The sequence below is a fragment of the Mesorhizobium sp. LNHC229A00 genome (genome assembly GCF_000502415.1).
Classification (GTDB): domain Bacteria; phylum Pseudomonadota; class Alphaproteobacteria; order Rhizobiales; family Rhizobiaceae; genus Mesorhizobium.
On sequence record NZ_AYWQ01000008.1, the window covers coordinates 192,345 to 206,200 of the forward strand.

A 13,856-nucleotide genomic window follows, 5' to 3' on the forward strand; every position below is an offset into this window, starting at 1 on the left:
GGCCGGACCGATTGTTCCGCCCTTGCCGATCATTCCCGACGCTTGGGACGCAGCCTCACCACGATATCGACATTGGCGATCTCCATGCCTTCGGGCGGCTCCGGCAGGTTGGTGACGGTTACCGGGCCGTTGGCGATGTCGAAAATCCTGTTTTCGCCTTCGATGTAGAAATGGTGGTGGTCGGAGGTGTTGGTGTCGAAGTAGGTCTTGGAACCCTCGACGGCGAGAATGCGCAGCAGTCCCGCCTGGGTAAACTGGTGAAGCGCGTTGTAGACGGTGGCCAGCGATACCGGCACGCCGGCGGCCTGCGCCTCCTCATGTAGTTCCTCAGCCGACAAATGGCGGTCGCCCTTGGCGAAAAGCAGGTCGGCCAGCGCAATGCGCTGACGGGTCGGCCTCAGGCCGGCTTCACGTACCCGCTTGTCCACAGCGACATTTTCCTTCCGGCAGCCCCGGTCCATCTGGTCTTCCAAGCTCGCAGTCCCGCTTCAAGACACGCCCAGAATGGCAAAAAAATGAATATCTGCCGGAACCGGACCCCTGTTGACATATATTCTGTCGCCCGAATGCGATCAATAGCGCGCATTGACCCGGGCAGACTGGCGGGTTAAGCGCAAACGCCGGTTTCCGGCCAGAAACAGATTGTGTTAGGACACCAACGACAAGGGCGCGCTACCGCCCGGACGATATGGGGACGAAATTGATGGCGGGTTCGAAATCCAGCTACGACTACGAAGAATTGCTGGCCTGCGCTCGCGGCGAGCTGTTCGGACAGGGCAATGCCCAGTTGCCCTACCCGCCGATGCTGATGTTCGACCGTATCACCGAGGTCAGCGAGACCGGCGGCGCCTTCGAAAAGGGCTTCATTCGCGCGGAATTCGATATCAAGCCCGACCTGTGGTTCTTTGCCTGCCATTTCATCGGCAATCCGATCATGCCGGGCTGTCTCGGCCTTGACGCGCTGTGGCAATTGACCGGCTTCTATCTGGGCTGGCTTGGCGAACCCGGCAAGGGAATGGCGCTGTCAACCGGAGAGGTCAAGTTCAAGGGCATGGTCACGCCATCGGTCAAGAAGGTCGAGTATGGCGTTGATTTCAAGCGTGTGATGCGCGGCCGGCTGGTGCTCGGCATCGCCGATGGCTGGATGAAGGCGGATGGCGAGCCCATATATGCGGCGACGGACCTGAAGGTGGGTCTGTCCAAGCAGTCGGCGGTCGCTTGACCGCAGCCCTGGCCCGCCCATTGGCCAGCATCCCTGGAAGGAGTTGCGAATGAGACGTGTCGTAGTCACAGGCCTCGGCATCGTGTCGTCGATCGGCAACAATGCCAACGAGGTGCAGACCTCGCTGCATGACGCCAGATCCGGCATCAGCTTTTCCGATTCCTTTGCCGAACATGGCTTCCGGTGCCAGGTCTGGGGCGCGCCGACGCTCGACCCCTCGGCGATGATCGATCGCCGCGCGATGCGATTCCTGAGCCAGGGCGCGGCCTGGAATCACGTCGCCATGGACCAGGCGATCGCGGATGCCGGCCTCGACGAGAGCGACATCACCAACGAGCGCACCGGCATCGTCATGGGTTCGGGCGGTCCCTCCACCCGCACCATCGTCGAGGCGGCCGAAACCACGCTCAAGAACGGCAGCCCCAAGCGCATCGGTCCCTTCGCGGTGCCGAAGGCGATGTCGTCGACGGCCTCGGCAACCTTGGCCACATGGTTCAAGATCCATGGCGTCAACTATTCGATCTCCTCGGCCTGCTCGACCTCGGCGCATTGCATCGGCAATGGCTACGAGCTGATCCAGTGGGGCAAGCAGGACATGGTCTTTGCCGGCGGCCACGAGGATCTCGACTGGACGATGTCGGACCTGTTCGACGCCATGGGCGCCATGTCGTCGAAGTTCAACGACAGGGCCCCGACCGCATCGCGCGCCTACGACGCCAATCGCGACGGCTTCGTCATAGCCGGCGGCGCCGGCGTCCTGGTGCTGGAAGAACTGGAGCACGCCAAGGCGCGCGGCGCCAAGATCTACGCGGAGATCGTCGGCTACGGCGCCACTTCGGACGGTTTCGACATGGTTGCGCCCTCGGGCGAAGGCGCGGTCCGCTGCATGCGCCAGGCGCTGGCGACGGTTTCCACGCCGGTCGACTATATCAACACCCACGGCACCTCGACGCCGGTCGGCGATTCCAAGGAAATGGGAGCGATCCGTGAAGTGTTTGGCGAGAAGATGCCGTTCATCACGTCGACGAAGTCGCTGACCGGCCATTCTCTGGGCGCGGCGGGCGTGCAGGAATCCATCTATTCGATCCTGATGATGCAAGGCGGCTTCATCGGCGAAAGCGCCCATATCGAGACGCTCGATCCGGAATTCGAGGGCATGCCGATCGTACGCAAGCGCATCGACAACGCAGGGATCGACACCGTTCTGTCGAACTCCTTCGGTTTCGGCGGCACCAACGCGACGCTCGTTTTCCAGCGCTACTCCGCATAAGGCCAAGTTTTTCATATAAGGATTGCCGGCCATGGACGGATTGATGATGGGCAAGCGCGGGCTTGTCATGGGTGTTGCCAACGATCATTCGATCGCCTGGGGCATTGCCAGGAAATTGTCCGAACAGGGGGCGGAACTGGCCTTCACCTACCAGGGCGAGGCTTTTGGCCGCCGGGTCAAGCCGCTCGCCGACAAGCTCGGCGCTTCGCTGGTCGTTCCCTGCGACGTCGAGGACAGCGCTTCGGTCGCCGCCACGTTCGAGACGCTTGGCAAGGCGTGGGGTGGACTGGACTTCGTCGTCCATGCCATCGGCTTTTCCGACAAGAACGAGTTGAAAGGCCTCTATGCCGATACCAGCCGGGACAATTTCGTCCGCACCATGGTGATCTCCTGCTATTCCTTCACCGAGGTGGCGCGCAATGCCGCGCCCTTGATGACTGCCGGCGGCTCGATGATCACGCTGACCTATGCCGGCTCGGTCCGCGTCATGCCGAACTATAATGTCATGGGCGTCGCCAAGGCTGGCCTGGAGGCCAGCGTGCGCTACCTCGCCAACGACTACGGTCCGCGCGGCATCCGGGTCAACGGCATCTCGGCCGGTCCGGTGCGTACACTGGCCGGCGCCGGCATTTCGGACGCCCGCCACATGTTCTCCTACCAGCAACGGAACTCGCCGCTGCGCCGGACCGTGACGATCGACGAGGTCGGCGGCTCCGCGCTCTATCTCCTGTCCGACCTTGCTTCCGGCGTCACAGGCGAAATCCACTATGTCGATTCCGGCTACCATATCGTGTCGATGCCGACGCTCGACGAGTTGAAGCAGACGGATGGCGGGCGCGACTAACGAGCGGCCCCGGTCACGCGGGTCTTTTGCCAGTGAAGAAAATAATCCTCTCCAGTAAAATTGGATTCATTCGCGGAAACTCATTTTAAGGAGGTTTCCGCTATAAAGCTTCCCATCTGGGGACCTTTTCATGCCTGCCGCCAGCAACCCGAAGCGAACACCCGTGTTCCGACTGCTCACGATAGCGAGTTCGGGCATTGGCAGTTTCGTCCTCGGACTCTGGGGCTTGAAGCACGGTCTCGGCGACGGATTTGCCGGGATATCGGCTGATATGATGGTGTCGGTCATGGCCGCGCTTTGTGCGCTGGCCGCATCGGTGGCGGCAATGTCCTTCTTTGCTGGTGTCGATGAATCGGCGAATTTCGTCTTCAACGAAACCCATTTCGACAAGCTGACCGGACTGCTGGCCCGCCCGGCGATGGTCGGCAAGATCGCCGAGGCGGCATGCGCTACAAGCCGCACCGGGGAACCGATGTTCCTGATCGACATCGACATCGACCGCTTCAAGCAGATCAACGACGCGATCGGCTACACCCAGGGTGACGAACTGATCCGCGCCTTCACCAAGCGGCTGCACGACTGCGTGCCGGCGCGCGCGCTGATCGGGCGGATCGGCACCGGCGAGTTCGCGGTGCTGCTTCCCGATCATCAGATCCAGGGGACCCTGGAAAGCATGATCGAGAGGCTCATCGACGAGATGATGGAGCCGTATGAACTCAGCACCCACCAGCAATCGGTGAGCCTGTCGGTGGGCATCGTGGCGATGCCCAAGGATGGGATCGATCCGGTCCTCATCCTGCGCCGTTCCAACCTGGCGCTGCANAATGCGCGCGCCAGCGGGGTTGGCAACTGGTCGGTCTTCAACAGCGAGATGGGGCGGGTGGCCGACCATCGCCAATGGGTCGAGTCCGAACTGCACAATGCGTTCGAGCGCGGCGATTTCGACCTGCATTATCAGCCGCAGCTCGACCTTCCGACCGGCCGCATCGTCGGCTACGAGGCGTTGATCCGGTGGCAGCATCCCGAACGCGGCATGATCCCTCCGATGGAGTTTATCCAGATCGCCGAGGAGACCGGCATGATCAATCCGATCGGCGAATGGGTGCTGCGCAAGGCCTGTAGCGATGCCCGCCATCTGCCGGACGACTGTTTCGTCGCCGTCAACATCTCGCCGGTCCAGTTCATGACCAAGGATTTCGTCGGCCTTGTGCGCGACACGATGCGGAGCACCGGCATCAAACCGTCACGGCTGGAACTGGAAGTCACCGAGACGGCGATGATGCAAGACCGCGACCGCGCGGCCGCCATCCTGAAAGAACTCGCCGAGATTGGGATCTCGGTCGCCGTCGATGATTTCGGCACCGGCTATTCCAACCTCAGCTATCTGATCGACTTCTCGTTCGGCAAGCTGAAGATCGACCGCTCCTTCGTTAGCCGCATCGATACCGATGCGAGCTCCGGCGCGGTCGTATCGACCATTGTCGGGCTTTCACGGGCGCTAGGCGTCAGCATCATTGCCGAGGGCGTCGAGACCGAGAACCAGGCGACACTGCTGCGGGCAGCCGGTTGCGAAGTGGTGCAGGGCTATCTGTTCGGCCGGCCGGCGCCGCTCAAATTCAGCGCTGGTGACAGGCACGCCACCGACGAGGTCCGGCGCGTCGCCAATCTACACTGACCTACAGCATGTCGCGGCGAATAGGATTCGCCCGACCACCTGTAAGCTTCTCATCTTATGCATGTCGTCGTCCCGGAACCGAGGACATTTCGGGCGACATGCATTAAACGGATCACGTCAGCGCCGTGCGACAAACACCTTGAACATGCCGTCGCGGGCAAGCTCGGCGTGGCTGGCAAAGGCGGCCGACAGCATCGGCTCGTAGGGAAGCTGGCGGTTGGCGACCAAGAACAGGCGTCCACCGGGCTTCAGGGCCTTGGCCGCGGCGCGGATCATGCCGACGCCGATCTCGGGCTCGGCCGCACGGCTGCGGTGGAAGGGCGGGTTCATTGCGATGACGTCGTAGCGGCGCTCGACAGGCTCGGCCAGCAGATCCATCCAGAAGAAGCCCTGCGCCACGGTGTTGGCAAGGTTGGCCCTGGCGGCCTCCAGCGCATCGAAATCGGCTTCGTAAAGATCCGGGGCCGATAAGCCCGGGCAGCGGGCAGCCATCTCGGCCGCCACGTAGCCCCAGCCGGCGCAGAAATCAGCCGCGGTGCCACGCAAATCACCGGGCAGATTGTCGACCAGCAGTTTCGATCCGGCATCGACGCGATCGAAGGAGAACATGCCGGGTGCGGTGCGGAAGCGGTCCTCAACGAGCAAGGCGGGATTGGCGGCGCGAAGCGTGGCGGCGGCTTGCACATCAACCGGACGACGCAGCCAGAAGGCAACACCATGATATTTTGGCATGTAGCCATCAAGCAGCACAAGATCGCCGACGCGCTTGCGCAGGCTTGCGATGCCATCCTCCTTGCCACCGGCAACGACGATCAATCCGCCCTCCGCCACCCGCTCGAGAGCCTCGGCGATGCGCAGTTCGTTCTCGCCGCGATGGCGGCCGGCGAGCACCAGAACTACATCAAAACCTTCACCGGTCGATTGCGGCGTGACTGTGAAGCCAGCCGCCTGCAACGCGCGGAAATACGGGCGAAAGCCCTGCACGAGATGCAGCGTAGCCTCGAAACCCGGTGGCAAGCGCAGGCCGGGTTCGGCGCCAAGGAAGAGAATGCGCTCGTCCCTGCCCGGCGGAGAAAGAGCCTCGGCCTCGAACGGATGAAAAAGCGTCTTCAACGCTTCAGAGGACATAGCCGTGCTCCATAAATAAAAGCGGGCGCGACATAAGCCGCGCCCGCTTCGATTTTTCCGTCAGAGGCCTCAGGCGGCGTTTTCTTCGCCTTCGGTCTTCTTGTCGCGGGCGATTTCCTTGCCGGTGGCCTGGTCGACGACCTTCATCGACAGGCGGACCTTGCCGCGCTCGTCGAAGCCCATCAGCTTGACCCAGACCTTGTCGCCTTCCTTGACGACGTCCGAGGTCTTGGCGACCCGGTCGTTGGCAAGCTGCGAGATGTGGACGAGGCCGTCACGCGGACCGAAGAAGTTGACGAAGGCACCGAAGTCGGCGGTCTTGACGACCGTGCCTTCGTAGATCTCGCCGACTTCCGGCTCGGCGACGATCGTGTGGATCCACTTCTTCGCCGCCTCGATCTCCTTGGCGTTCGACGAAGCGATCTTGACCGTGCCATCGTCCTCTATGTTGATCTTGGCGCCGGTCTTCTCAACAATCTCGCGGATGACCTTGCCGCCCGAACCGATGACGTCGCGGATCTTGTCGGTCGGGATGTGCATGACCTCGATGCGCGGCGCGAACTCGCCGAGTTCGGGGCGGGCGCCGGTCAGAGCATGAGACATCTCGCCCAGGATATGCAGGCGACCGTCCTTGGCCTGGCCAAGGGCGATCTTCATGATCTCCTCGGTGATGCCGTCGATCTTGATGTCCATCTGCAGCGAGGTGATGCCGCCTTCGGTGCCGGCAACCTTGAAGTCCATGTCGCCGAGGTGATCCTCGTCGCCCAAGATATCGGAGAGCACGGCGAAGCGCTCGCCTTCCTTGATCAGGCCCATGGCGATACCAGCCACCGGCTTGGCCAGCGGCACGCCGGCATCCATCAGCGCCAGCGAGGTGCCGCAGACCGTAGCCATCGACGACGAGCCGTTGGACTCTGTGATCTCCGAGACGACGCGCAGCGTGTAGGGGAACTGGTCGGCGGAGGGCAGCATCGGACGGATGGCGCGCCAAGCGAGCTTGCCATGGCCGATTTCGCGGCGGCCTGGCGAACCCATGCGGCCGGTCTCACCGACGGAGTAGGGGGGGAAGTTGTAGTGAAGGAGGAACTTCTCCTTGTACATGCCGGTCAAGGAATCGACGTACTGCTCATCCTCGCCGGTGCCCAGCGTGGCAACGACCAGCGCCTGGGTCTCGCCGCGGGTGAACAGCGCCGAACCATGGGTGCGCGGCAGAACGCCGACTTCGGAGACGATCTTGCGAACCGTGCTCAAGTCGCGACCATCGATGCGCGCGCCGGTGTCGAGGATGTTCCAGCGTACGACCTTCGCCTGCAGTTCCTTGAATACCGAGCCGATCTGTTCGGAGGTGTACTTTGCGTCCTCGCCTTCAGCCGGGGCAAACGCGGCCTTGACCTTCGCCTTGACGGCGTCGACGGCGGCGTAGCGCTTCTGCTTGTCGACGTTCTTGTAGGCATTGCTGAGCTCATCGCCGACGATTTTCAGCATCTCTGCCTCAAGCGCGGAATAATCCGGCGCGGTGAAGTCGCGCGGCTCCTTGGCGGCAACTTCCGCCAGCTTGATGATGGCGTCGATGACCGGCTGGAAACCCTTGTGGCCGAACATGACAGCGCCGAGCATCAGCTCTTCGCCGAGTTCCTTGGCTTCCGACTCGACCATCAGCACGGCATCAGTGGTGCCGGCAACGATGAGGTCGAGCTTGGACTCCTGCATCTCGTCGACGTGCGGGTTCAGCACATATTCGCCATTGATGTAGCCGACGCGCGCGCCGCCGATCGGGCCCATGAAGGGAACGCCCGACAGGGTCAGCGCCGCCGAGGTGGCGACGATCGACAGGATGTCCGGGTCATTTTCGAGATCGTGCTGGACGACGGTGACGACGATCTGCGTGTCGTTCTTGTAGCCGGCGGCGAAGAGCGGGCGGATCGGGCGGTCGATGAGGCGGGAAACCAGCGTTTCCTTCTCGCTCGGACGGCCTTCGCGCTTGAAATAGCCGCCCGGGATCTTGCCGGCGGCATAGGTCTTTTCCTGGTAATTGACGGTCAGCGGAAAGAAGTCGAGACCGGGCTTGGGCTCCTTCATCGAAACGACGGTGGCGAGAACCTTGGTCTCGCCGTAGGTGGCGAGCACCGCGCCGTCGGCCTGGCGCGCGATCTTGCCGGTCTCCAGGATGAGCGGACGACCGCCCCATTCGATTTCCACTTTGTGGTGATTGAACATGTCTTGTCCTTAATAAGCGGAAAGGGCCGCGCCGTTTCACGGTGCGCGGATGCCCTTTGCCTGGCTTCCTTTCTCGGGCAGCCACGGGCAAGACAACGGGAGGCTCGGGTGATTTAGGCGCGACAAGCGCGCGAGCGTCCTGCAATCCTGCCCCATGACCGTCCATGGGCGGTTTCGAGCGGCCCTTTGCACGCTCGAAACCGGGTCTGGCCAGCCTATGCGACTGGCAGAATGCGCGACCGGCGGGCTCTCCGAAGAAAGCCCGCCGGTCAATTCGTCAACGGCGCAGACCGAGCTTCTCGATCAGTGTCTGATAGCGCGAGTCGTCCTTGCGCTTGAGATAATCAAGCAGGCTGCGGCGCTGGGACACGAGAGCGAGCAGACCACGGCGGGAATGGTTATCCTTCTTGTGGTCCTTGAAATGGTCGGTCAGGTTCTTGATGCGCTCGGAAAGGATGGCCACCTGGACTTCCGGAGACCCGGTATCGCCCTTGGCGGTTGCGAATTCACCCATCAATTCCTGTTTGCGCTCGGCAGTAATCGACATCGTGTTTTTCCTTATCTGTTTGAGGAAACGGGTCGCCCACAGCCGGGATGTCGTCCAGCAGGGGCCGTGCATGCAAAGCGTCAAGGCGCTATGCTGCGGCGCATATAGTGCAATTCCCTGAAAAACACCAGCCCAATTCACAAGCCGGCTTTTGAGGCTCAAATGGCAGGTTTAACCCCCGTCAAAGCCATTTCTTCCATTTGAAGAATGCAATCAGCCCGACAGCGACGGCTGCCATGAACAGCAGAGACAATGGATAGCCGTAGTACGCCTTCAGCTCCGGCATATTCCATGGCGAGCTGGCGGGGTCGAAGTTCATACCCCAGATGCCGACCAGGAAGGTGAGCGGCATGAAGATGACCGAAACGATGGTGAGATAGGAGATGACGTCGTTGGTTCGGGCTTGGCTCAGCGACAGATGCATTTCGATCAGGCCGGTCAGCATGTCGCGCTGGGTCTCGACCAGCTCGATCAGCCTGAGCGAATGGTCGAGGGTGTCGTTGAGGAAGACCTTGGTCTCGGCTGTTACATAGGCCACGTCGTTGCGGATCAGCGTTGCCAGCGCATCGCGCATGGGCCACAGCACGCCCTTCAGAACATTGGCATCGCGCCGCAATTCGTGCAGCTGCCGCATCTGGTGCTTGTGCGTCGAATGCAGCATCTGGTCCTCAATCCCGTCGACCAGGTCGCCGGCAGCCTCGATCGGCGGAAAATAGCTGTCGACGATGGCGTCGATCAGCGCATAGGCGAGATAGTCGGCGCCGCGCGTGCGCAACCGGTTGGGCGCCGAACTCTCGATGCGCTTGCGTACGGGATCGAACGGGTCGCCTTCGCGCTCCTGGAAGGTGACGACGAAGTTCTCGCCGAGGAAGAGAGCGATCTGCTCGTAGCGATGCGACGTGACATCGTCGATCATGCGCATGACGACGAAGGCGTGGTCCTCGAAGAAGTCGACTTTCGGCCGCTGGCCGGTGTTGACGACATCCTCCAGCGCCAGTGGATGCAGGCTGAAGATGCGGCCGATCTCCTCGATCAATTGGATGTTGGCAAGGCCGGTGCAGTCGAGCCAGATGACGGGCCATTTCCGGCAACTGGCCTCGACATCGTCGATGCTGGCGTTCTCGATGGTCTTGAACTTCTGCGGCGAGATCAAGGTCAGCCGCAGTTCGGAGCGCCGCGCCGCCGGATCGGCGATCAGCGTGCCGGGCGAGGCGCCAACCGGAGGCCGCCTCGTCTTCACCGGCGCCCGTTTTTTCACCACCTCGGCCTTTGCCATGCCACCACCCGTCGAACCTGCCTGTCCTATTCCGTCATGGCGATCAGACCGGTCACCCGGCAAAGACCCGCTTGGGCTTGAACATGCCTTGCTCGATAGCGCCAATGGCGACGAGCTTGCCGCGCGCCGTCGCACAGGCTTCCTCCGCCTCTACCGGTGCGTCACGGCCACGAATGATGACCGGATTGCCGAGGCGTATCTTTGTCGCGGCATCGTCGCTGATCGCGATCCGCGGCAGGCAGTCGAGCGCCGCCGAGGTGTCGACGAGAAGCCCGTCGATGGCGCCGAAATCGATGGGCATCTCCACTGCGTCCGCGGCGTCTGCCTCCGGATCCGGTTTATCGTGACCTTGCGCGCCGAAGCGCGCGGCCTCGAGTTCGGCGATGGTGACGAAGTCCTCTGGCGTAAACGGCTCGACCTCGACCCGGCGCAGTTCGCTGATATGGCCGAAGCAGCCGAGGTCGCGGCCCATGTCGCGGGCCAGCGAGCGCACATAGGTGCCCTTGCCGCATTCGACCTCGAAAATCGTCTGGTCCGGCTTGTGCTCGACAATGTCGAGCCGGCCGATCTCGATCTCGCGTGGCGGTATGTCGACCGTCTCACCTTCGCGGGCGAGGTCGTAGGCGCGTTCACCCGCAATCTTGATGGCGGAAAATTGCGGTGGCGTCTGCATGATGACGCCGGTGTATTTCGGCAGCAGCACCCGGACATCGGCTTCCGATGGACGCTGATCGGCCTCTTTCGTCACCGGACCTTCGAGGTCATCGGTCGACCGCTCCTGTCCCCAGGCAACGGTGAAACGGTAGATCTTGGCGCCGTCCTGCACGTAGGGCACGGTCTTGGTGGCCTCGCCGAGCGCGATCGGCAGCATGCCGGAGGCAAGAGGGTCGAGCGTGCCGGCATGGCCGGCCTTTTCGGCCTGGAACAGCCATTTGATCTTGGAGACGGCCTCGGTCGAGCCCATACCGACCGGCTTGTCCAGCACCACCCAGCCCGAGACTGGCCGGCCCTTCTTCTTGCCGCGACGCCCCATTATTCTTCTTCCTTGTTGTCGTCGCTATCCAGGTCGCGTGCCACTTCGGGCGACTTCAGCAGGTCGTTGATCCTGGCGAAATTGTCGAAGGACGTATCCAGCCGGAAACGGAACTCCGGCATGTACTTCATCTGCCGGAGCGCGCCGGAGACGCGGCCGCGCACGAACTTGGCATGCTTGTTCAGCGCTTCGATCACGGCGTCGGTATCCTTTGCGCCAAGCGGAGAAACGAAGGCTGTGGCGATCTTGAGATCCGGCGACATGCGCACTTCCGACACCGAAACCACGGTATTTTCAATCAACGGGTCAATGATCTCCCCCCGCTGCAGGGTTTCCGAGAGCGCATGGCGCACCTGTTCACCGACGCGCAACATGCGCTGGGATGGGCTTGATGTGGTGGAACGGGGCATTTTTCTCGATCCTGAAAGCGTGAGGCGCGGGATGGGACCGTGCCGCATGTCTCAAATGATTATTGTCAACAGGCTTGTGGTCAACAGACTTGTGGTCAAAGACTTGGGGCGGCGGCCTTTCGACCACCGCCCGATATCGACAAGTCACTCGACCTCAGAGTGTGCGGGTCACCATCTCGACGCGGAAGCACTCGATGACGTCGCCGACGCGCATGTCCTCGTAGTTCTGGAAGGCCATGCCGCACTCTTGGCCGCCCGGGACTTCCGAAACTTCGTCCTTGAAGCGCTTCAGGGTCTTCAGCGTGCCTTCGTGGATGACGACGTTGTCGCGGATCAGGCGTACGCCCGCACCACGCTCGACCTTGCCTTCGGTGACACGGCAGCCGGCGATCTTGCCGACCTTGGTGATGTCGAAGATCTCGAGGATCTCGGCATTGCCGATGAAGGTCTCGCGACGCTCCGGCGAGAGCAGGCCCGACAGAGCCGCCTTCACGTCATCCACGAGGTTGTAGATGATCGAGTAATAGCGGATCTCGATGCCCGCGGCCGCGGCTGCGGCACGCGCCTGCACATTGGCACGAACGTTGAAGCCGATGATCGCCGCGCCGGATGTTTCCGCCAGCGAGACGTCGCTTTCGGTGATGGCGCCGGCACCGGAATGAACGATGCGCGCACGAACCTCGTCGGTGCCGAGCTTGTCGAGCGCGGCATTGATCGCCTCGATCGAACCCTGCACGTCGCCCTTGATGACCAGCGGGAATTCCTTCAGCCCGCTCGTCTGCAATTGCGACATCATCTGTTCGAGCGAGCCGCGCTGGCCCGCATGCCTGGCCACCGCCTTCTCGCGCGCCAGACGCTGGCGATATTCGGTGATCTCGCGGGCACGGGCCTCGTTGTTGACCACGGCGAAGCGGTCGCCGGCCTGCGGCGTTCCCTGAAGGCCGAGCACCTCGACCGGCATCGCCGGCGGTGCTTCCTTGATCTGCTCGCCGCGATCGTTGACCAGAGCGCGCACGCGGCCCCATTCGTTGCCGGCGACGAGGATGTCACCCGGCATCAGGGTGCCGGTCTGCACCAGAACGGTGGCGACGGGACCACGGCCCTTGTCGAGCTGCGCCTCGATGACAACGCCCTCGGCGGTACGGTCGGGATTGGCCTTGAGGTCGAGGATTTCGGCCTGCAGCAGGATCGCCTCGAGCAGCTTGTCGAGATTGGTGCCCTTGGTGGCCGACACTTCGACGTCCAGCACTTCACCGCCCATCGATTCGACGAAGACTTCATGGCGCAACAGTTCCGAGCGCACCTTCTGCGGATCGGCGTCATGCTTGTCGATCTTGTTGATCGCCACGATGATCGGAACGCCGGCCGCCTTGGCGTGGCTGATCGATTCGATCGTCTGCGGCATGACGCTGTCGTCTGCCGCGACCACCAGGATGGCAATGTCGGTCGCCTGGGCGCCACGGGCGCGCATCGCCGTGAAGGCGGCGTGGCCGGGCGTGTCGATGAAGGTGATCTTCTGACCGTTCTTCTCGACCTGATAGGCGCCGATATGCTGGGTGATGCCGCCGGCCTCGCCGGAAACGACATTGGCGTTGCGGATCGCATCGAGCAGCGAGGTCTTGCCGTGGTCGACGTGGCCCATGATGGTCACGACCGGCGGACGCGACACCAGGTCCTCGGCATTGTCGGCAATGTTGAACAGGCCTTCCTCGATGTCGGACTCGGCGACGCGGCGGACCGTATGACCGAATTCGGTGGCGACCAGTTCGGCCGTGTCGGCGTCGATGACGTCGCCCGGCTTCAGGATCTGGCCCTGCTTCATGAAATACTTGACCAGGTCGACAGCACGCTCCGACATGCGCTGCGCCAGTTCCTGGATGGTGATGGTCTCGGGCAGGATCACTTCGCGCATGACCTTCTCGCGCGGCTCGTTGTGCATCGCGCGCTTGAATTTTTCCTGGCGGCGACGCATCGACGACAGCGAACGAGCCCGCGCATCCTCGTCGGACAACGCGGAGTTCAGTGTCAGCTTGCCACGGCGGCGGTCTTCCTCGCTCTTGGTGGGCTTTGCCGGACGCGCCACTTCAGGCGTGACCGGGCGGCGCACCGGTGCGCCGGCGGTCGCCCGCTTCGGCTTGACCTCTTCCTCCTCGTCGGCGGTCGCCAACTCGGCGGCTTGCGGTGCGCGGCGGCGCGCCTCTTCCTCGGCGCGGCGGCGCGATTCGGCCTCGGTC

At 62.6% G+C, this 13,856-nt stretch carries 12 protein-coding genes; 4 read left to right on the forward strand and 8 right to left on the reverse strand.

The genetic code is table 11. From position 1 onward, the window contains the following. Positions 1-29 precede the first annotated feature (29 nt). On the reverse strand, positions 30-461 hold the full coding sequence (gene irrA, locus X742_RS151625; RefSeq protein ID WP_023773043.1) for an iron response transcriptional regulator IrrA: 432 nt from the start codon (positions 459-461) through the stop codon (positions 30-32). 242 nt (positions 462-703) lie between these two features. Between irrA and fabA the strand changes: the two genes are divergently transcribed. The 4 genes from fabA (at position 704) to X742_RS151605 (ending at position 5,011) form a co-directional block, all read left to right on the forward strand. Further along, complete coding sequence (gene fabA, locus X742_RS151620) at positions 704-1,222, forward strand: 3-hydroxyacyl-[acyl-carrier-protein] dehydratase FabA (protein WP_023773044.1); 519 nt, start codon at positions 704-706, stop codon at positions 1,220-1,222. Positions 1,223-1,271: 49 nt separating this feature from the next. Then, positions 1,272-2,492 carry a beta-ketoacyl-ACP synthase I gene (fabB, locus tag X742_RS151615; RefSeq protein ID WP_023773045.1) on the forward strand — a complete coding sequence of 407 codons (1,221 nt, stop codon included), beginning with the start codon at positions 1,272-1,274 and terminating at the stop codon, positions 2,490-2,492. Positions 2,493-2,523: 31 nt separating this feature from the next. Next, positions 2,524-3,336: an enoyl-ACP reductase FabI gene (fabI, locus tag X742_RS151610; protein WP_023773046.1), complete on the forward strand. Its 813-nt coding sequence runs from the start codon at positions 2,524-2,526 to the stop codon at positions 3,334-3,336. A gap of 130 nt (positions 3,337-3,466) precedes the next feature. Beyond that, the gene (locus X742_RS151605) at positions 3,467-5,011 is read left to right on the forward strand and encodes a bifunctional diguanylate cyclase/phosphodiesterase (protein WP_023773047.1); all 1,545 of its coding nucleotides are present in this window, start codon (positions 3,467-3,469) and stop codon (positions 5,009-5,011) included. A gap of 117 nt (positions 5,012-5,128) precedes the next feature. On the opposite strand, the gene X742_RS151600 is transcribed toward X742_RS151605, so the two are convergent. The 7 genes from X742_RS151600 to infB all read right to left on the reverse strand — a co-directional run. Next, a complete protein-coding gene (locus tag X742_RS151600; protein ID WP_023773048.1) occupies positions 5,129-6,139 on the reverse strand; it encodes a class I SAM-dependent methyltransferase in 1,011 nt (336 codons plus the stop codon). Between the two features lie 69 nt (positions 6,140-6,208). Continuing rightward, the gene (gene pnp, locus X742_RS151595; protein ID WP_015314001.1) at positions 6,209-8,356 is read right to left on the reverse strand and encodes a polyribonucleotide nucleotidyltransferase; all 2,148 of its coding nucleotides are present in this window, start codon (positions 8,354-8,356) and stop codon (positions 6,209-6,211) included. A 277-nt stretch (positions 8,357-8,633) separates the two neighbouring features. Continuing rightward, positions 8,634-8,903 (reverse strand): 30S ribosomal protein S15, encoded by a 270-nt coding sequence (rpsO, locus tag X742_RS151590; RefSeq protein WP_015314002.1) that lies wholly within the window; start codon positions 8,901-8,903, stop codon positions 8,634-8,636. Positions 8,904-9,084: 181 nt separating this feature from the next. Then, positions 9,085-10,179, reverse strand: coding sequence for a magnesium/cobalt transporter CorA (gene corA, locus X742_RS151585; protein ID WP_023773049.1), 1,095 nt, complete (start codon positions 10,177-10,179; stop codon positions 9,085-9,087). A 52-nt stretch (positions 10,180-10,231) separates the two neighbouring features. Continuing rightward, positions 10,232-11,212: a tRNA pseudouridine(55) synthase TruB gene (gene truB / locus X742_RS151580; RefSeq protein WP_023773050.1), complete on the reverse strand. Its 981-nt coding sequence runs from the start codon at positions 11,210-11,212 to the stop codon at positions 10,232-10,234. Continuing rightward, a complete protein-coding gene (gene rbfA, locus X742_RS151575) occupies positions 11,212-11,622 on the reverse strand; it encodes a 30S ribosome-binding factor RbfA (protein WP_023773051.1) in 411 nt (136 codons plus the stop codon). The genes truB and rbfA overlap by 1 nt, the downstream gene beginning before the upstream one ends. Before the next feature lie 154 nt (positions 11,623-11,776). Next, a partial coding sequence (gene infB / locus X742_RS151570) for a translation initiation factor IF-2 (RefSeq protein ID WP_023773052.1) occupies positions 11,777-13,856 on the reverse strand: 2,080 nt, incomplete at its 5' end.

Coding starts and splice junctions, on each gene's coding strand:
- irrA (WP_023773043.1), bottom strand. CDS start 461: ATGGACCGGGGCTGCCGGAAGGAAAATGTCGCTGTGGACAAGCGGGTA.
- rbfA (WP_023773051.1), bottom strand. CDS start 11,622: ATGCCCCGTTCCACCACATCAAGCCCATCCCAGCGCATGTTGCGCGTC.
- fabA (WP_023773044.1), top strand. CDS start 704: ATGGCGGGTTCGAAATCCAGCTACGACTACGAAGAATTGCTGGCCTGC.
- truB (WP_023773050.1), bottom strand. CDS start 11,212: ATGGGGCGTCGCGGCAAGAAGAAGGGCCGGCCAGTCTCGGGCTGGGTG.
- fabI (WP_023773046.1), top strand. CDS start 2,524: ATGGACGGATTGATGATGGGCAAGCGCGGGCTTGTCATGGGTGTTGCC.
- corA (WP_023773049.1), bottom strand. CDS start 10,179: ATGGCAAAGGCCGAGGTGGTGAAAAAACGGGCGCCGGTGAAGACGAGG.
- X742_RS151600 (WP_023773048.1), bottom strand. CDS start 6,139: ATGTCCTCTGAAGCGTTGAAGACGCTTTTTCATCCGTTCGAGGCCGAG.
- fabB (WP_023773045.1), top strand. CDS start 1,272: ATGAGACGTGTCGTAGTCACAGGCCTCGGCATCGTGTCGTCGATCGGC.
- pnp (WP_015314001.1), bottom strand. CDS start 8,356: ATGTTCAATCACCACAAAGTGGAAATCGAATGGGGCGGTCGTCCGCTC.
- rpsO (WP_015314002.1), bottom strand. CDS start 8,903: ATGTCGATTACTGCCGAGCGCAAACAGGAATTGATGGGTGAATTCGCA.